The organism is Hylemonella sp. GW821-FHT12C09 (assembly GCF_058807395.1).
The window spans coordinates 465,341-482,320 of the sequence record NZ_JBXAQQ010000001.1 but is presented as its reverse complement, the minus strand read 5'-3'; the positions used below and the strand labels follow the sequence as shown (position 1 = coordinate 482,320).

Sequence of the window (16,980 nt, the reverse complement as noted above, 5' to 3'; positions counted from 1 at the left end):
TGGGGTATTGTAGGGGATCCTGGAAAATTTTACTTGGCGGGCGCCTTTTCGCCGCGCCAGCGCCTCAGCAGCCACTGGCTGAAGTCGTCCATATAGCAGTAGACCACAGGCACCACCACCAGCGTCAGCAGGGAAGAGGTGATGACCCCGCCGATCACGGCCTGGCCCATCGGGGCGCGCTGCTCGGAGCCTTCGGTCAGGGCAAAGGCCAGTGGCACCATGCCGAAGATCATGGCCAGGGTGGTCATCAGGATGGGGCGCAAGCGCACCCGCGCCGCCATCAGCAGGGCCTCGGCGCGCTCCATGCCTTCCTCCCTGGCCCGGATGGCAAAGTCCACCAGCAGGATGGCGTTCTTGGTCACCAGGCCCATGAGCATCACCACACCGATGATGGAGAACATCGAGAGGGTGGAGCGGAACATCAGCAGCGCCAGCACCACGCCGATCAGCGTGAGCGGCAGCGAGGTCATGAGCGCCAGCGGCTGGAAGAAGCTCTTGAACTGGCTGGCCAGGATCATGTAGATGAAGATGACGGCCATGGCCAGTGCCGAGATCGCGTAGCCGAAGGACTCCTGCATGTTCTTGGTCGAGCCGCCGAACTGGTAGCGGTAACCCGGCGGGAAGGCGATGCTGTCCAGCGCCTTGCGGATGTCGGCCGAGATCTCGCCGGCCGAGCGGTTGTAGACGTTGGCGTTGATGGCCACTTCGCGCATCAGGTCGCGCCGGTTGATCTGGTTGGAGCCGGTGTCCTCCCGCAGTTGCGCCACCTGGTTCAGGCGCACCACGCGCGACGTACCGTCGGTGTTGCTGCCCATGGCGAAGGGCAGTCGCTCCAGGTCACCCATGCTGTTGCGTGACTCCGGGGCCAGGCGTACGTTGACGTCGTAGGTCTGGTCGTCGCTGGCGCGCCAGTTGCCCACGGTCTGGCCGGCGACCAGGGTGCGCAGCGAGGTGGCGATCTGGTTCACGTTCAGGCCCAGGTCGGCGGCTGCCTCGCGCCTGACCTGCACGGCGATGGTCGGTTTGCCCGGCTTGACGCTGGAATCGAGGTCGACCAGGCCGGGAACGTCGCGCACCTTCTCCATCACCAGCAGGCTCAGGCGTTCGAGTTCCGCCAGGTCATTGCCCTGCAGCGAGAACTCGATCTGCTTCTGCCCGCCCACCGGGTCGAGCAGGCCCACGTGCGTCACCGTCAGACCCGGCACCTGGCGCAGGCGCTCGCGCAAGACCGCAGACATTTCGTCGACGTTGCGCTGCCGGTCCTTGCGGTCGACCAGGCGCACGTAGACGCTCGCGTAGTTCTTGCCGAGCGCGTTGCCCGTGTTGAGCGTGGCCAGCGAGTAGCGCACCTCGGGGAAGGTGCGCAGGATATCCTGCACCTGGCGCGCCTTGGTCTCGGTGGCCTCGATGGAGGAACCCACCGGGGTGTAGAAGCTGACCGTGGTTTCCGAGAAGTCGGCCTTGGGCACGAACTCGGTGCCCAGCAGCGGCACCATCACGATGCTGAGCACGAAGATGGCGAAGGCGATGCCCAGCGTGGCCAGCTTGTGGGCCAGCGACCAGCGCAGGATGGACTGGTAGCTCTCGGCCAGGCTCTCGGTGGCCTGGTCGAACCAGCCGGTCACGCGGCCGATGGTCTTGTCATAGAGGTTGCGGGGTTCGGTCTTCTGGCCATGCGCGTGGATGCTGGGGTCGTGCCACAGGCTGGAGAGCATGGGGTCGAGCGTGAAACTCACGAACATGGAGATCAGCACCGCCGCCACGATGGTGATGCCGAACTCGTGGAAGAACTTGCCGATGATGCCGCCCATGAAACCGATGGGCATGAACACCGCGACGATGGAGAAGGTGGTGGCCAGCACAGCCAGGCCGATCTCCTGCGTGCCGTCCAGCGAGGCCTGGTAGGGCGCCTTGCCCATCTGCACATGGCGCACGATGTTCTCGCGCACCACGATGGCGTCGTCGATCAGCAGGCCCACGCACAGGGAGAGCGCCATCAGCGTGATCATGTTGATGGTGAAACCGAACCAGTACATGAAGAGAAAGGTGCCGATCAGCGCAATCGGCAGCGTCAGGCCCGTGATGACGGTGGAGCGCCAGGAGTTCAGGAACAGGAAGACGATCAGCACGGTCAGCAGGGCACCCTCGATCAGGGTGCGGCGCACGTTGTCCACCGCCACGCGGATCGGGCGCGAGCCGTCGAAGATGGGTTCCAGCCGCACGCCCGCCGGCAGCTGGCCCTTGAGCTCGGCCACGGTGCGCGTCAGGCCGTCGATGACGGCGATGGTGTTCTCGTCCTGCGCCTTCTGCACCGACATCAGCAGCGTGCGCTGGCCGTTGTGCAGCGCCAGGGTCTCGACCTCCTGCGGGCCATCCTGCACCGTGGCGACCTGTGCCAGTCGGATCGGCGTGTTGCCCTTGCGCGTGACGATGATGCGGCCGAAATCCTCGGGGCGCTGCATGCGCGCATCGATCTGCACCACCAGCTCCTGCGCGCTGGAGCGCACCGCGCCCACCGGCAGTTCCTGGTTCTCGCTTTTCACGGCGGCCACCACCTGCTCGGGCGTGATGCCGTAGGCCTCCAGCGCCTCGGGGCGCAGGTAGAGGTTGATCTCGCGCTTGGTCGCGCCCACCAGGGTCACGGCGCCGACGCCGCGCACGTTCTCCAGGCGCTTCTTGAGCACCTGGTCGGCCCAGCTGGTCAGCTCCACGGCACTGAGCGCCTTGCCCGCCTGGTCATCGGGCAGCACGGCCAGCGACCAGATGGCGCGGCTGGCCGGGTCGAAGCGCAGCACGCGCGGCTCCTTGACCTCGGTGCGCAGGCTGGGGCGGATGGAAGCGACCTTCTCGCGCACGTCCTCGGCCGCCTTGCGGCCGTCGATGTGCAGCTGGAATTCGATGATGACCAGCGACTGGTTTTCGTAGCTGCGCGAGGTCAGGGCATTGATGCCGGCGATGGAGTTGACGCCCTCCTCGATCTTCTTGGTGACCTCGCTCTCCACGATCTCGGGCGAGGCGCCGGGGTACTCGGTGCTGATCACCACCACCGGAAAGTCGACGTTGGGGAACTGGTCGACCTGCAGGCGCTGGTAGGAGAACAGGCCCAGCACCACGAAGGCCAGCATGACCATGGTGGCGAAGACCGGGTTCTTGAGACTGACTTGGGTGAACCACATGGCTCAGCGTCCCTGGCTGCCGGCAGCGGCCGGTGCTGCCGCCGTGGTGCGCACCGCCGTGCCTTCACGCAAGGGGCCGACCGCGCCCGCCAGCACCGTGCTGCCCTCGGCCAGACCGGCGATCGCCACCATGTCCTGGCCGCCGGCCTGGCCACGCGCACCCAGCGTGACGCTGACGTGGCGCACCTGCTGGTTCTCGACCACCTGCACGTAGGGCTGGGGTTTGTCGCTGCGCACGGCCTGCAGCGGCACGGCCAGCGTCTTGAGCTTCTCGGTGCCCAGCGCGCCCTGCACGAACAGGCCCTGGCGCAGACCGGGCGCCGGCTTGAGCTGCAGGTAGACCAGCACGCTGCGGCTGCCCGCCTGGGTGCTGGGGTTGATGCGTGCCACGCGTGCCGGCACCGGCTGGGCGTGGCCTTCGACCTGCAGCAGGGCCTGCTGGCCTACGCGCACGCCCACCGAATCGGCGGCGCTGAGCGCGGCCTCGATCTCCATGCGCGACAGGTCGACGATCTCGACGATGCGCGTGTCCACCGCCACGCGCTCGCCCGGCTGGGCCAGGCGCTGCGAGATGAAACCGGCCATGGGGGCCTTGAGCACCGTGTCGGCCATGCTCTTGCGCGCCACATCCGCGGCGGCCCCGGCGGCCTCGAAGCTGGCGCGCGCGCCGTTCAGGTTGGCCAGGGAGGTGTCCAGCGCGGTCTTGGAGATGAAGCCCTGGTCGACCAGGGCCTTGTTGTTGTCGTACTGGCGCTGCGCGATGTCGATCTGCGCCCGGGCCGCGTCGGCCTGCAACTGGGCCTGGCGCAGCCGGGCCTCGTACTCGGCCGGGTCGATGCGTGCAATGACCTGGCCGGCTTTCACGGCGTCACCTTCACGCACGCTCAGGCCCTGCAATTCGCCCGGTACGCGGGCCTTCACAAAGGCCGTGTTGGCCGCCTTGAGCGTGCCCGAGACCGGCAAGCCGCGCAGCAGCTCCTGCATCTGCAGCGGCAGCAGGTCGCCCGCAGCCAGTTCGATCACGGTCTGCGTTCCGCGCGCGGTCTGTTCGGCCAGCGCCGCCTGCTGGACCTTGCGTGCGCCCAGGGCGCGCAGCACGGCGACGGCCAGCAGGGCCACGACCAGGGCCACCAGCCCCCATTTGATCCAGCGTTTCATCGTGTTCTACTTTCCATTCACAAGAGGGTTGGCCGCGGCACCGGTCGGGCACAGGCCGTAGAGCAGGGTCTGCACCTGCAGTTCGAGGTATTTCTCAGGGTCCAGGATGGCCGAAGGGCTGGCGCAGGCGCCGAAGGAGTGCTTCCAGGACATGAGGAAGATCATGGGGGCCAGCACCACATAGATGGCGTGCTCCATGTCTACGGGGCGAAATTCACCGCGGTCCACGCCGCGCTGCAGGATGCGCCGGACCAGTTCGTGGCCGGGCTCGATGACTTCCTGCTGGTAGAAGGCCGCGAGTTCGGGGAAGTTGCTGGCTTCGCTCATCATGAGCTTGGTGATGCCCGCCGCCGGGGTATTGCCCACGCGCTGCCACCACATCATCAGGGCGTAACGCAGCATGTCGGGGGTGCTGCCGGGGAAGGTTTCGAACTCGGCGTTCCACTCGTCGAACCGGCCGACCAGGTTCTCGCGCACCACGGCCTTGAACAGCTCTTCCTTGCTGGCGAAGTAGAGAAACAGCGTGCCCTTGGAGACGCCGGCGCGCCGTGCCACTTCCTCGGAGCGCGTTGCTGCATAACCCTTCTCGACGAAGAGTTCCAGCGCGGCGGCCAGCAACTCGCCCGGACGGGCTTCCTTGCGCCGTTCGCGTTTGGCTTGCACCTTGGCGCAGGTGTCGGAAAGCAGCTTGGTGATCATGAACAGGCGTTAATGACTGACGGGTTATTAATGTAATCCCGCAGGGCCGGGTCCGTCAAGCCGTATCCTGCCCTTGCCATGTGAGGCGGGGCCCCGGCATGGGTAAAGCCGGAGTAAAGGGCGGGGCAGGGCACCTTGATTAAGATGCAGGCTCTTCCTAGCCTGTGAGTGCCATGTCCCTCGATCATCCCATTCTCGTCCTCGGCGGCGGCTGTTTCTGGTGCACCGAGGCGGTCTTCGACCGGGTGCGTGGTGTGCTCGACGTCGAGAGCGGCTACAGCAACGGTCATGTGCAGCGGCCCAGCTACGAGCAGGTCTGCAGCGGCAGCACCGGGCACAACGAGGTCGTGCGCCTGGCCTACGATCCATCGCAGGTGAGCGTGCGCCAACTGCTGGGCATCTTCTTTGCCACCCACGACCCGACCAGCCTGAACCGTCAGGGCAATGACGTGGGAACCCAGTACCGCAGCGCCGTGTATTTCACGACGCCGGCGCAGGAGCAGGAGGCCCGCCTGCTGATCGCCGAGCTCGAACAGGGCGCCATCTTCAAGGGGCCCATCGTCACCGAGGTGCTGCCGCTGGCCAACTACTGGCCGGCCGAGGGCTACCACCAGGACTATTACGCGCAGCATCCCGAGCAGGGTTATTGCGCCTACGTGGTTGGCCCCAAGGTGGCCAAGTTCCGCAAGCAGTTCAGCGAACTGCTCAAGCCGGAGGCCGGCGCGTGATCGTCACGCGGGGCCTGGCCTGCCAGTACCCCGGCGGCGCGGCCCTGCGCTTCCCCGATGTGGCCGTGCCCCAGGGCGGCACCCTGCTGCTGCGCGGGCGTTCGGGCAGCGGCAAGTCGAGCTGGCTGGCGCTGGCGGCCGGCCTGATGGCGCCCAGCGCCGGCGAGATCGCCGTGGCCGGCCAGGCGCTGCGCGCGCTCAGCCCGGTGCAGCGAGATGCCTGGCGCGCGCGCCACCTCGGGTTCCTGCCGCAGAAACTGCACCTGAGCGCGGCGCTCACCGTCGCGGGCAACCTGGAACTGGTCTACTTTGCCGCCGGCCTGCCGGTGGACCGCGCTGCCATCGCCGCCGCCTTGCTGGCCCTGGGCGTGGCCGAACTGGCCGAACGCCGGCCGCGGCAGCTGTCGGGCGGGCAGGCCCAGCGCGTGGCGCTGGCGCGCGCCATCCTGCTGAACCCCCAGGTCATCCTGGCCGATGAGCCCACGGCCAGCCTGGACGATGTGGCCGCGCGCGAAGCGCTGGCCCTGCTGATGGGCACGGCGCAAGGCTGCGGCGCCACGCTGGTGATCGCCACGCACGATGCGCGCGTGGTGGTGGCCATGCCCCAGGCGCAGGTGCTGGACCTGGACCGGCTGCCGGAGACATGATGCTGCCCCCAAGCTCACTTTGTTCGCGGCCCCCCCAGGGGGCGCAGGTCTCCCTTGGGGCGGCCCAGCGGGAGACCGTGGCATGAAATTGCTGCAACTCTCCTGGCGCTACCTGTGGGCGCGGCCGCTGGCCACGGTGCTCAACCTGCTCCTGCTCACGCTGGGCCTGGCCGCCATCACCCTGGTGCTTCTGACACGCGCGCAGCTCGACCGTGCCTTCGAGCGTGACCTGGCCGGCATCGACGCCGTGGTCGGGGCCAAAGGCAGTCCGCTGCAGCTCATCCTTTCGGGTGTGTTCCACCTGGACGTGCCGCCGGGCAACATCCTGTTGCGCGATGCCCAGGCCCTGGCCAGGGACGCGCGCGTGGCCCAGCTCATTCCCCTGAGCCTGGGCGACAGCTACCGCGGCTTTCGCATCGTCGGCACCACGCACGACTATCCCGCGCACTACGGCGCGCAACTGTCGCAGGGGCGGCTCTGGCAGCAGCCCATGGAGGTGGTGCTGGGCCACCAGGCGGCGCAGGCCACCGGCCTGCAGCCGGGCCAGCCCTTTGCCGGGGCGCACGGCCTGGCCGATGGGGGCGCTGCGGCGACGCATGCCGCGCACCCCTATGTGGTCAGCGGCGTGCTGGCGCCCTGCGCCTGCGTGCTGGACCGGCTGCTGCTGACAGCCACCGAATCGGTCTGGGAAGTGCACGAGGTGGCCCACGGCAAGGACGACGACCATGACGCGGCGCACGAGGACGAGAAGCGCGAGATCACGCTGGCCCTGGTGCGCTACCGCAGCCCGCTGGCCGCGGCCACCTTCCCGCGCCATGTGAACACCCAGACCAATATGCAGGCGGCGGCACCGGCGCTGGAGATCACGCGCCTGCTGCGCATGGTGGGTGTGGGCACCGACGTGTTGCGCGGTTTTGCGCTGGTCTTGCTGCTGTCGGCGGGCTTGAGTGTCTTCATCGCCCTGTGGAGCGCGGTGCGCGAGCGGCGCGCCGACCTGGCCCTGCTGCGCATGCTGGGGGCGCCACCGCGCCGCCTGGCCGCGCTGCTGCTGTGCGAGGCGTTCTGGCTGGCCGCGCTGGCCACCGGGCTGGGCCTGCTGGGCGGGCATGGCTTGACAGGCCTGCTAGGCTATCTGCTGGCGGCCGAGCAATCGCTGCCCATGACGGGCTGGCTCTGGCTGGGCGTGGAACTCTGGGTGCCCGCCCTGGCTCTGACCGTGGCGGTGCTGGCGGCCTTGTTGCCGGCACTGGGTGCCTACCGCATGGAAGCGGGACAACTCTTGAATTCGAGATAAATCATGCGCAAGCTTCTCCTGGTCCTTGTTCTTTCGCTCGCCTCCGTGGCACAGGCCCAGCTGGATGCGCCCATCGCCGGCGGCATCCCCAGCGGCAGCGGTGCCGGCGTGCACAGCCCGCAAAGCCCGATTGCGCCCCTGAAGGAGCGCTCCGACGTGCTGCCCTGGTCCTTCCTGACCAACGTCAAGACCAAGGTCGAGAAGAACCGCGTGCTGCCGGTGTTCCCGCCCGAGATCCTGGTGCTGGACGGGAAACAGCAGCGCGTGCAGGGTTTCATGATGCCGCTGGAGCCGGGTGAGAAACAGGCGCACTTCCTGCTCAGTTCGGTGCCGCTGTCCTGCTCCTTCTGCCTGCCCGGCGGACCCGAGAGCATGATCGAAGTGAAAACGAAAACGCCGATCCGCTATGGCATGGAGCCGCTGGTGGTACAGGGTCGCCTGGCCGTCTTGCACGATGACCAATACGGCCTGTACTACCGCATCACCGATGCCGTGCCGGTGAAATAGTCACAATCCAAGTCCAGCCATGCCACGCGCCCGCTCTTTGCATCAACACACGCTCCGGTCCCTGCCGGGCGTGGTGCTGCTCGTGCTGGCGCTGTTGTGGGCCCAGCTGCTGGGGCTGGCGCACGGTGTCCTGCATGCCCATGTGGCGCACGGCAGCCCGGCCGTCGGGGCGCAGGCCCAGCCCGCGCAGGATCTGTTGGCCCACCTGCTGGCCCCGGCCAGCGACGAAAGCGAATGCCGCCTGTATGACCAGCTGGGTCAGGGCGGTCCGCTGTTGCCGGTGCTCGCAGCACCGGCCCTGGCCCTGCCGCTGGTGCCGGCCTGGGTCGTGCTGCAGTCGCTGCAGCAGCGCCCCTGCGCCGCCTTTGCGGCGCGCGCACCCCCCACGTCCCGCTGAACCTCCGTAGCCGATCCGCCGCGTCGCCCTGGGGCCGCGCGGTGTTTTCTGTTGGATTCAACGAGACGACGATGAAACACGAACACAAGACCCCTGTATTTTTCCGCCGCAGCACGCTGGCGACGCTGACGCTCCTGGCCTGCAGTGCCTGGGCCCAGGAAAGCGCCACGCTGGCGCCCGTGGTGGTGACGGGCAACCCGCTGGGTGCCACCGAGCTGATCGCCCCGACCGAGCAGCTCTCGGGCACCGAGCTGCTGCTGCGCAGCCAGCCCACCCTGGGTGAAACGCTCAACGGCCTGCCCGGTCTGAGCAGCACCTACTTTGGCCCCAACGCGAGCCGGCCCGTGATCCGCGGCCTGGACGGTGACCGCATCCGCATCCTCAACAACGGCGGGGCCAGCGAAGACCTGTCCAGCCTGAGCTATGACCACGCGGTGACGCTGGACCCGCTGCTGATCGAACGGGTCGAGGTGCTGCGCGGCCCGGGCGTGCTGCAGTACGGCGGCAGCGCCGTGGGCGGTGTGGTCAATGTGATCGACGGGCGCATCCAGCGCGAGCCGCTGTTTGACGCGAAGGGTGGTGTGGCTGGAAAGCTCGACGCCGGTGTGGCCACCGGCAACCGGGAGCGGGGCGGCACCGTGCTGCTGGACGGCGGCAACGAACGCTACTCCCTCCACGTCGACGCCATGTCGCGCAAGACCGAGGACGTGGCCGTGCCCATCGATCTGTCCTGCACGCGCGGCGGTGTCACGAGCACGGCGCGCCGCATCTGCAACTCGGCCAGCGAGAGCACGGGCGGGGCGCTGGGGGGCACGCTGTATTTTGATCGCGGTTACCTGGGCGCCTCGCTCTCCACCTACGACACCCGCTACGGTTCGGTGGCCGAAGACGAGGTGGACATCCGCATGCGCTCCAGCCGCCTGGCGCTGGAAGGCGAACTGCGTGAGCTGGGCGGGTGGTTGCAAAGCCTCAAGGCCCAGTTCAGCCGCAACGACTACCAGCACACCGAGTTCAATGCCGGCGTGCCCGGCACCCTCTTCAAGACCCAGGGTAACGACCTGCGCCTGCAGGCCCGCCATGCCCGGCTGGGCGCGCTCGACGGTGTGCTTGGCCTGCAGTTCGATGACAGCGAGTTCTCGGCCGACGGCACGGAAGCCTACGCGCCCTACAGCCGCACGCGCAGCAGCGCGGCCTTCACGCACGAGGAGCTGGCCACCACCTGGGGCAAGCTCAGTGCCGGGGCGCGGCTGGAGGCTGTGCAGGTGGAGTCCTACGGCACACCCGGTGTGGCGCGTTTCACGCCGGCAACGCGGAGCTTCAACCCGGGCAGTTATGCCCTGGGCGCGCTGTGGAACGTGGCGACCGAGTGGCAGCTCACGTCCAACCTGTCGTGGAACGAGCGTGCGCCCAAGCATTACGAGCTCTACGCCAACGGCGAGCACGTGGCGACCAAGGCCGAGGAGATCGGCAACCCGGAACTGGGCAAGGAGCGCTCGACCAACTTCGACCTGGGTGCCGCCTGGAAACGCGGGGCCCACCGTGCCCAGCTGCAGCTGTTCCAGCACCAGTTCAGCAACTACATCTCGCTCGAAGGGACCGATCTTTCGACCTCTCCGCCGCAGTACACCTACACCCAGGTGCAGGCGCGTTTCATCGGTGCCGAGGCCAGCGGCAATGTGCGCCTGCTGGACGCCCAGCACAAGCTCGACCTGACCCTGCGCGCGGACACCGTGCGGGCCGAGAACACCAGCACCGGCCAGCCCCTGCCGCGCATCGCGCCGCAGCGCCTGGGCGCCACGCTGGTGTGGAGCCGCGCGGCCTGGGGGGCGCGACTGGGGGTGGACCGCTACGCCGCGCAGGACCGTGTGCCCGAAGGCCAGCTGGCAACCGGGGGTTACACGCTGTGGAATGCGGCGCTCAGTCTGCGTGACAAGGTAAGCGGTTTGCCGGCGCTCTGGTATGCGCGCCTGGACAACATCGGCGACACGCTGGCTTATTCGTCCTCGTCGATCCTGACGCAGACGGCGCCGGGGAGGGTGCCCTTGCCGGGGCGGAGTCTCAAGGTCGGGCTGCAACTGAGCTTCTAAGCTTCTGCTGTTGATCTGCACCTGAGCTTGCCTGCCAGCCGGGTCTCGGCCCGGCGGCCGACTCACTTTTCTTGCTTCGCTGTATAGACCGGAGACCCGGCAATGCCAGCGCAGGCAGGGCGCTGCCAGAAGAAGCCCAAGGCAATGAACTAGCATAGAGCCCCCATGAACCACCCCGTCTTCTCCGCCCTGGTCCCCGTCGTGCTGCTCGTGGCCCTGGGTTATGTGGCTGGCCGCATGCGCTGGATGCGCGCCGAATCCGTCAAGGACCTTTCCAATCTGGTGTTCCTGGTCCTGACACCCGCCCTGATGTTCCGCACCATGGGCAAGGTGGATGTGAAGCAGCTGGAGCTGCTGCCGCTGGCGACCTACTTTGTGGCGGTGTTCATCCTCTTTGGCGTGAACCTGCTGTGGCAGGGCCTGAACCGGCGTGCCGCGGTGCTGGCCCTGGCCTCGACCTTCAGCAACACGGTGATGATAGGCATCGCCTTCATCGGCCTGGCCTACGGCGAGGCCGGCCTGGTGGTGCTGCTGGCCCTGCTGTCCCTGCACGCCGTGGTGCTGCTGACGGCGGGTACCGTGATCCTGGAGCTGGCGGTGGCGCGCGAGGCGGCCTCGGCCGAGCCGCGAGCCATGTGGCGCACGGTGCTCAGCGCGGTGCGCAACGCCGTGATCCACCCGGTGCCCCTGCCCATCATGGCGGGCCTGCTGTTCGCGCAGACCGGCTGGGCCATTCCCGAGGTGGTGGACCGGCCCCTGCAGTGGCTGGGCAATGCGTTTGGTCCGCTGGCCCTGCTGCTGGTGGGCGTGACGCTGGCGGGGACCACCGTGGGCCCGCATCTGCGTGGCGCGCTGAGCCTCACGCTGGTGAAGAACCTGTTGATGCCGGCCCTGGTGGCGGGCCTGGGCCTGCTCATGGGCCTGTCGGGCCTGCCCCTGGTGGTCATGATCGTGACGGCGGCCCTGCCCATGGGGGCCAACGTCTTTCTGTTCTCGCAGCGTTACGCCGTGGCGGAAGAGCTCGTGACGGCCAGCGTCATTGTTTCCAACGCGGTGGCACTGCTGACCTTGCCGCTGATGATGTGGCTGGTCGGCCTGCTCTGAGCTGAGGGTTCAGGGGGCCAGGCGCTCGCGCGTCCACCCGCCTTGTCCCTCGGGCAGGTAGCGCAGGCGGTCGTGCAGGCGGCTGGGCCGGCCCTGCCAGAACTCCCAGCGCTCGGGCACCAGCCGGTAGCCGCCCCAGTGCGGCGGGCGCGGCGGCTTGAGCAGGAACTGCGCGGCGTACTTCGCGGCATTGACCACCAGCACGCCACGGCCGCTGATGACCTGGCTTTGCGGGCTGGCCCAGGCGCCGATGCGTGAATCGAGCGGGCGGCTGTGGAAATATTCGTCGCTTTCCTCGGCGCTGACCTGTTCCACCCGGCCCTCGATGCGTACCACGCGCTCCAGTTCGACCCAGTGGAATTGCAGTGCAGCAAACGGGTTGCCGGCCAGCTCCCGGCCCTTGCGGCTGTCGTAGTTGCTGTACCAGACGATGCCGCGCGCGTCATAACCCTTGATCAAGACCACCCGCGTGGAGGGTCGCAGGTCGCTGCCGACGGTGGCCACGGTCATGGCGTTGGGCTCGGGGACTTCGGTCTGGATCGCTTCATGCAGCCACTGGTCAAACTGCTGCAGCGGATCGGCATGCGAAGCGTCCTCGCTGAGTTCGGCGCGTTCGTAGCTTTTGCGGAGATTGGCAATCGAGGACATAGGGACAACAGTATAGGCAGGACCCCGAGCGGGGCTGGCCGGTCACGGGCCCTGTCGCAAATTGCAACTATCCCGCACCGGCCTAGGGCTAACCCGCATGGTGGTGCGGTGGCATGTGACTACGCTGAAACGCTGTCATTCCAACACGGCCGGCACGCTTCATGTCCGGCTTATATAGAGGAGCCTGAAGATGAGTACCACGATGAACGTCAACGGCAAGGCGGTCACCGCCCGGTCCGAGCCCGATACCCCCCTGCTGTGGGTGATCCGCGATGAACTGGGCCTGAGCGGCACCAAGTTCGGCTGCGGCGCGGCCCTGTGCGGCGCCTGCACCGTGCATGTGAACGGTCAGCCGGTGCGCTCCTGCCAGACGCCGGTGGCATCGGTGGCCGGCAAGAAGGTGGCCACGGTGGAAAGCCTCTCGAAGAACAACAGCCATCCGCTGCAGCAGGCCTGGATCAAGCACGATGTGCCGCAGTGCGGCTACTGCCAGTCCGGCCAGCTCATGAGCGCGGCCGCCCTGCTCACCAAGAACAAGAACCCGAGTGATGCGGACATCGATGCCGCCATGAGCGGCAACATCTGCCGCTGCGGCACCTATCCCCGCATCAGGGCCGCCATCAAGGATGCCGCTGCCACCATGCGCAAGACCGTCTGAGGAGACACACCATGAGCACACATCAAACCTCCCGTCGTGATTTCCTGAAGTCCACCACGCTGGCCACCGGCGGCCTGCTGATGGGTTTTGCCCTGCCGGGCGCCAAGGTCGAGGCCCAGGCCGCCGGCACCGTCTACACCCCCAATGCCTGGGTGCACATCGCCGACGACAACACCATCACGCTGATTTCGGCGCGTTCCGAAATGGGCCAGGGGGTCTACACCTCCATGCCCATGCTGATCGCCGAGGAGCTCAACGTCGACATCAGGCAGATCAAGGTCGACATCGCGCCGCCGGCCGCCGTCTACGTCAACGCCCTGCTGGGCGCACAGATCACCGGCGGCTCGACCTCGGTGCGGGACGGCTGGGAGAAGCTGCGCGTGGGCGGGGCCCAGGTGCGCGAGATGCTGATCTCCGCCGCCGCCGACGAATGGAAGGTGGACCGCAGCAAGCTCAAGGCCGAGAACGGCATGGTGCTGGGCCCCAAGGGCAAGAAGGCGACGTATGGTTCGCTCGCTGCGGCCGCGGCCAGGCTGCCGGTGCCCGAGAAGGTGGCGCTCAAGGACCCGAAGGACTTCAAGATCGTGGGCAAGCGCGTCAAGCGCCTGGACACACCGGCCAAGGTCAACGGCACGGCGGAGTTCGGTATCGATGTCAAGCTGCCGGGCATGGTCTACGCCAGCCTGGAGCAGTGCCCCGTGATCGGCGGCACGGTCAAGAGCTTTGACGCGTCCAAAGCCAAGGGCATGCCGGGCGTGATCGACGTGGTGCAGATCAGTGACGGCGTGGCCGTGGTGGCCGACAGCTACTGGCATGCGGTCAAGGCGCGCCAGGCCCTGAGCGTGGTGTGGGACGAGGGGGCCGGGGCCGCGCTGGACCACAACACGGTGCTGGCCAGCACGCGCGCGGCGGCCGACAGCGGCAAGATGCTGCCCATCGCCAAGCCCGCCGGCAACGTGGCCGACGCCATGAAGGGCGCGGCCAAGGTGCTCAAGGCCGAATACATCACGCCCATGCAGGCGCATGCGCCGCTGGAGCCCATGAACTTCACGGCCCATTTCGAGAACGGCAAGATCCTGCTGATCGGCCCGACCCAGTTCCAGCAGGGCGCGCACGGCGCCGTGGCCGGTGCCCTGGGGCTCAAACCCGAGGACGTCACGCTCAAGACCACCTTCCTCGGGGGCGGCTTTGGCCGCCGCCTGGAGCTGGACTTCGTGATCCAGGCCGCGCAGATTTCCAAGGCCGTGGGCAAGCCCGTCAAGCTGCTGTGGACGCGCGAAGACGACATGACCCACGACTACTACCGTCCCCTGGGCCTGAACCAGGTGCAGGCCGGGCTGGACGCCAGGGGCATGCCGGTGGCCCTGTCGCACAAGGTCACCTCGCAGTCCATCACGCAGCGCGCCTTCGGCCTGCCCAAGGAGACGCTGGACCCTTTCATGGCCGAGGCCGCCGTGGGGCCCTATGCCATCGCCAACACGCAGCACGACCTGGTCATCCACGACAGTGGCATGCGCGTGGGCTACTGGCGCGCCGTGAGCCACAACATGAACGCCTTTGCCAACGAGAGCTTCATGGACGAGCTGGCCGCCTCCGCCGGCAAGGACCCTTACCAGTACCGCATGGCGCTGCTGAAAGACAAGCCGCGTTTTGCCCGTGTGCTCAAGCTCGCGGCCGACAAGGCCGGCTGGGGCAAGCCGCTGCCCAAGGGGCGTGCGCGTGGCATCGCGCTGATGGAGGGCTACGACACCTATATGGCCCAGGTGGCCGAGGTGTCGGTCAAGGATGGCGTGGTCAAGGTGCACCGCGTGACCGTGGCGGCCGATCTGGGCCGCATGGTGAACCCGGATACGGTGGAAGCCCAGATCCAGTCCAGCATCGTGTTCGGCATGTCGGCCGGCCTGATGCAGGAAATCACCCTGGCCCAGGGCCGGGTGCAGCAGACCAATTACAACAACTATGCGGTGGTGCGCATGCACGAGTCGCCGAAGATTGATATCGTGCTGGTTCCGAGCAAGGAAAAACCCGGCGGCATCGGCGAGCCGGCCACCGCCCTGGTGGTGCCGGCCATTGCGAATGCCGTGGCGGCCGCCACCGGCAAGCGCGTGCGCAAACTGCCTTTGACGCCGGAGGCGATCCGCGCGGCCTGAGAACTTGTGATGAATCTACTGCGCAACCCGATCGCGGCGTTGGGCGGTGCTCGGAATCCTCACGTACAGGAAGTACGTTCCGGTTCCTGTGCTCCGTCCGCCTTGCGCTCGGGCCGCTCGCTACGATTTCTTCACAAGTTCTGAGCGTTCGTGAGACCATTGGCTGAAGGACAAGAGGAGAGGACGGACGATGGAAAGTCTCGATCTGCGCGTGCTGGCCGATGCGCTGGCCTGGAAACGCGCCGGCCATGCCGTGTCGCTGGTCACGGTGGTGCAGACCTGGGGCAGCGCGCCGCGCCCGCCCGGGGCGCTGCTGGCCGTGCGCGAGGACGGCGTGGTCAGCGGCTCGGTCTCGGGAGGTTGTGTCGAGGACGACCTGATCGCCCGCGCCAAGGCGGCCCTGGCCGCAGGCCGGCAGGACCCGGCCGCGGCCCGGCCTTCCCTGATCGTCTATGGTGTGAACAAGGACGAGGCGGCGCGTTTCGGCCTGCCCTGTGGCGGCACCCTGCGCCTGGTGCAGGAGCCCCTGCAGGAGACCGCCTGGGTCGAACAGCTGCTGGCGCAAACCGCCGAGCACCGCCTGGTCGCGCGCACGCTGGACCTGGCCACGGGCCGCGTCACGCTGGCCGATGCCGTGCGCGGCCAGTCCATGGTCTTCGACGAGCAGAGCCTGAGCACGGTGTTCGGCCCGAAGTGGCGCCTGCTGCTGATCGGTGCCGGCCAGCTCTCGCAGGCGGTGGCCAGCATGGCCAGCCTGCTCGATTTCGAGGTGCTGGTCTGCGACCCGCGTGAGGAATACGCGGCCACGCTGGACCTGGCCGGCGTGCAGCGGGTGCCGGGCATGCCTGACGACGTGGTGCGCGAGATGCTGCCCGATGCGCACACCGCCATCGTCGCGCTCACGCACGATCCCAAGCTCGACGACATGGCCCTGCTCGAAGCTCTCAAGTCGGCGGCCTTCTACGTCGGCGCGCTCGGTTCACGCCGTAACCAGGCCACGCGCAAGCAGCGCCTGGCCGAGCATTTCGACCTCAGCGCCGAAGAACTGGCCCGCCTGCACGGCCCGGTGGGCCTGGACATAGGCGGGCGCACGCCGGCCGAGATCGCCGTGTCCATCCTGGCCGAGATCGTGCAGGTCAAGAATGCGGCCAGGCAGCGTGTGGCCTCGACGCCGGGCTGCATCACGGCATGAAACCCGTGGTGCTGGTGCTGGCGTCGGGCCGGGGCGAGCGCTTCCTGGCTTCCGGCGGGAGCACGCACAAGCTGCAGGCCCGGCTGGGTGACAAGACCGTGCTGCAGCACACGCTGGACGCCGTGCGCGCCAGCGGCCTGCCCATGCACCTGGAGGACGCGCCGCACCCCGGCATGGGCGACTCGATCGCCGCGGCCGTGCGGGCCACGGCCGACGCCGAGGGCTGGCTCATCCTGCCGGCCGATCTTCCCCTGCTGCTGCCCGAAACGCTGCGCCGTATTGCGGGCGCGCCGATCGATCAGACGGTGGTGCGACCGGTCTACCAGGGCCGGCACGGCCATCCCGTGCGTTTTGGCCGTGGCTGTGCTCAGGCGCTCATGGCGCTCGGCGGTGAGCAGGGTGCCGCGGCCGTGGTGCGCCGCCATCGCCTGTGGACCGTCGAGGTGGACGACCCAGGCTGTGTGATGGATGTCGATACCGTGCAGGCGCTGGCGCAGGCGCAGCAAGTCCTGCACTCCCGCAGCGCTCCCTGACC

15 protein-coding genes are annotated in these 16,980 nt (G+C 67.9%); 11 read left to right on the top strand and 4 right to left on the bottom strand.

All coding sequences use genetic code 11. The features are described from left to right. Positions 1-29: 29 nt before the first annotated feature. Genes AC1RRP_RS02410 through AC1RRP_RS02400 form a run of 3 tightly spaced genes read right to left on the bottom strand, consistent with a single transcriptional unit; the run spans position 30 to position 5,033 of the window. Positions 30-3,176, bottom strand: coding sequence for an efflux RND transporter permease subunit (locus AC1RRP_RS02410; RefSeq protein WP_493032885.1), 3,147 nt, complete (start codon positions 3,174-3,176; stop codon positions 30-32). Between the two features lie 3 nt (positions 3,177-3,179). Beyond that, positions 3,180-4,334: an efflux RND transporter periplasmic adaptor subunit gene (locus tag AC1RRP_RS02405; RefSeq protein ID WP_493032883.1), complete on the bottom strand. Its 1,155-nt coding sequence runs from the start codon at positions 4,332-4,334 to the stop codon at positions 3,180-3,182. Positions 4,335-4,340: 6 nt separating this feature from the next. Continuing rightward, on the bottom strand, positions 4,341-5,033 hold the full coding sequence (locus AC1RRP_RS02400) for a TetR/AcrR family transcriptional regulator (protein WP_493032881.1): 693 nt from the start codon (positions 5,031-5,033) through the stop codon (positions 4,341-4,343). 173 nt (positions 5,034-5,206) lie between these two features. Here AC1RRP_RS02400 and msrA point away from each other — a divergent pair, with 173 nt between their 5' ends. The 7 genes from msrA (at position 5,207) to AC1RRP_RS02365 (ending at position 11,797) form a co-directional block, all read left to right on the top strand. Further along, positions 5,207-5,761, top strand: a complete 555-nt coding sequence (gene msrA, locus AC1RRP_RS02395) for a peptide-methionine (S)-S-oxide reductase MsrA (RefSeq protein WP_493032879.1) — start codon at positions 5,207-5,209, stop codon at positions 5,759-5,761. Further along, positions 5,758-6,408: an ABC transporter ATP-binding protein gene (locus tag AC1RRP_RS02390; protein WP_493032877.1), complete on the top strand. Its 651-nt coding sequence runs from the start codon at positions 5,758-5,760 to the stop codon at positions 6,406-6,408. Before msrA ends, AC1RRP_RS02390 begins: the two co-directional genes overlap by 4 nt. 82 nt (positions 6,409-6,490) lie before the next feature. Then, positions 6,491-7,702, top strand: a complete 1,212-nt coding sequence (locus AC1RRP_RS02385; RefSeq protein ID WP_493032875.1) for an FtsX-like permease family protein — start codon at positions 6,491-6,493, stop codon at positions 7,700-7,702. A gap of 3 nt (positions 7,703-7,705) precedes the next feature. Beyond that, on the top strand, positions 7,706-8,209 hold the full coding sequence (locus AC1RRP_RS02380; protein ID WP_493032873.1) for a DUF3299 domain-containing protein: 504 nt from the start codon (positions 7,706-7,708) through the stop codon (positions 8,207-8,209). Between the two features lie 19 nt (positions 8,210-8,228). After that, positions 8,229-8,606, top strand: a complete 378-nt coding sequence (locus AC1RRP_RS02375; protein WP_493032871.1) for a hypothetical protein — start codon at positions 8,229-8,231, stop codon at positions 8,604-8,606. Positions 8,607-8,677: 71 nt separating this feature from the next. Next, complete coding sequence (locus AC1RRP_RS02370) at positions 8,678-10,693, top strand: TonB-dependent receptor (RefSeq protein ID WP_493032869.1); 2,016 nt, start codon at positions 8,678-8,680, stop codon at positions 10,691-10,693. 165 nt (positions 10,694-10,858) lie between these two features. Continuing rightward, entirely contained in the window at positions 10,859-11,797 is a 939-nt protein-coding gene (locus tag AC1RRP_RS02365) for an AEC family transporter (protein WP_493032867.1), read from the top strand. A gap of 9 nt (positions 11,798-11,806) precedes the next feature. Here AC1RRP_RS02365 and pdxH read toward each other — a convergent pair whose 3' ends face one another. After that, positions 11,807-12,445 carry a pyridoxamine 5'-phosphate oxidase gene (gene pdxH, locus AC1RRP_RS02360; protein WP_493032865.1) on the bottom strand — a complete coding sequence of 213 codons (639 nt, stop codon included), beginning with the start codon at positions 12,443-12,445 and terminating at the stop codon, positions 11,807-11,809. Positions 12,446-12,635: 190 nt separating this feature from the next. On the opposite strand from pdxH, the gene AC1RRP_RS02355 reads away from it, so the two are divergent. The 4 genes from AC1RRP_RS02355 to AC1RRP_RS02340 all read left to right on the top strand — a co-directional run bounded on the left by AC1RRP_RS02355 (position 12,636) and on the right by AC1RRP_RS02340 (position 16,978). Then, positions 12,636-13,103 (top strand): (2Fe-2S)-binding protein, encoded by a 468-nt coding sequence (locus AC1RRP_RS02355; protein ID WP_493032863.1) that lies wholly within the window; start codon positions 12,636-12,638, stop codon positions 13,101-13,103. 11 nt (positions 13,104-13,114) lie between these two features. Next, a complete protein-coding gene (locus tag AC1RRP_RS02350) occupies positions 13,115-15,253 on the top strand; it encodes a xanthine dehydrogenase family protein molybdopterin-binding subunit (RefSeq protein WP_493032861.1) in 2,139 nt (712 codons plus the stop codon). 190 nt (positions 15,254-15,443) lie between these two features. Then, positions 15,444-16,445 (top strand): XdhC family protein, encoded by a 1,002-nt coding sequence (locus AC1RRP_RS02345; protein WP_493032859.1) that lies wholly within the window; start codon positions 15,444-15,446, stop codon positions 16,443-16,445. Further along, a complete protein-coding gene (locus AC1RRP_RS02340) occupies positions 16,442-16,978 on the top strand; it encodes a nucleotidyltransferase family protein (RefSeq protein ID WP_493032857.1) in 537 nt (178 codons plus the stop codon). Before AC1RRP_RS02345 ends, AC1RRP_RS02340 begins: the two co-directional genes overlap by 4 nt. The last annotated feature ends 2 nt before the right edge of the window (positions 16,979-16,980 follow it).

What these genes read in the sequence shown, in the direction of transcription:
- AC1RRP_RS02350 (WP_493032861.1), top strand. Translation starts at nt 13,115, where the DNA reads ATGAGCACACATCAAACCTCCCGTCGTGATTTCCTGAAGTCCACCACG.
- AC1RRP_RS02365 (WP_493032867.1), top strand. Translation starts at nt 10,859, where the DNA reads ATGAACCACCCCGTCTTCTCCGCCCTGGTCCCCGTCGTGCTGCTCGTG.
- AC1RRP_RS02400 (WP_493032881.1), bottom strand. Translation starts at nt 5,033, where the DNA reads ATGATCACCAAGCTGCTTTCCGACACCTGCGCCAAGGTGCAAGCCAAA.
- msrA (WP_493032879.1), top strand. Translation starts at nt 5,207, where the DNA reads ATGTCCCTCGATCATCCCATTCTCGTCCTCGGCGGCGGCTGTTTCTGG.
- AC1RRP_RS02380 (WP_493032873.1), top strand. Translation starts at nt 7,706, where the DNA reads ATGCGCAAGCTTCTCCTGGTCCTTGTTCTTTCGCTCGCCTCCGTGGCA.
- AC1RRP_RS02355 (WP_493032863.1), top strand. Translation starts at nt 12,636, where the DNA reads ATGAGTACCACGATGAACGTCAACGGCAAGGCGGTCACCGCCCGGTCC.
- AC1RRP_RS02370 (WP_493032869.1), top strand. Translation starts at nt 8,678, where the DNA reads ATGAAACACGAACACAAGACCCCTGTATTTTTCCGCCGCAGCACGCTG.
- AC1RRP_RS02410 (WP_493032885.1), bottom strand. Translation starts at nt 3,176, where the DNA reads ATGTGGTTCACCCAAGTCAGTCTCAAGAACCCGGTCTTCGCCACCATG.
- AC1RRP_RS02340 (WP_493032857.1), top strand. Translation starts at nt 16,442, where the DNA reads ATGAAACCCGTGGTGCTGGTGCTGGCGTCGGGCCGGGGCGAGCGCTTC.
- AC1RRP_RS02405 (WP_493032883.1), bottom strand. Translation starts at nt 4,334, where the DNA reads ATGAAACGCTGGATCAAATGGGGGCTGGTGGCCCTGGTCGTGGCCCTG.
- AC1RRP_RS02345 (WP_493032859.1), top strand. Translation starts at nt 15,444, where the DNA reads ATGGAAAGTCTCGATCTGCGCGTGCTGGCCGATGCGCTGGCCTGGAAA.
- AC1RRP_RS02375 (WP_493032871.1), top strand. Translation starts at nt 8,229, where the DNA reads ATGCCACGCGCCCGCTCTTTGCATCAACACACGCTCCGGTCCCTGCCG.
- pdxH (WP_493032865.1), bottom strand. Translation starts at nt 12,445, where the DNA reads ATGTCCTCGATTGCCAATCTCCGCAAAAGCTACGAACGCGCCGAACTC.
- AC1RRP_RS02385 (WP_493032875.1), top strand. Translation starts at nt 6,491, where the DNA reads ATGAAATTGCTGCAACTCTCCTGGCGCTACCTGTGGGCGCGGCCGCTG.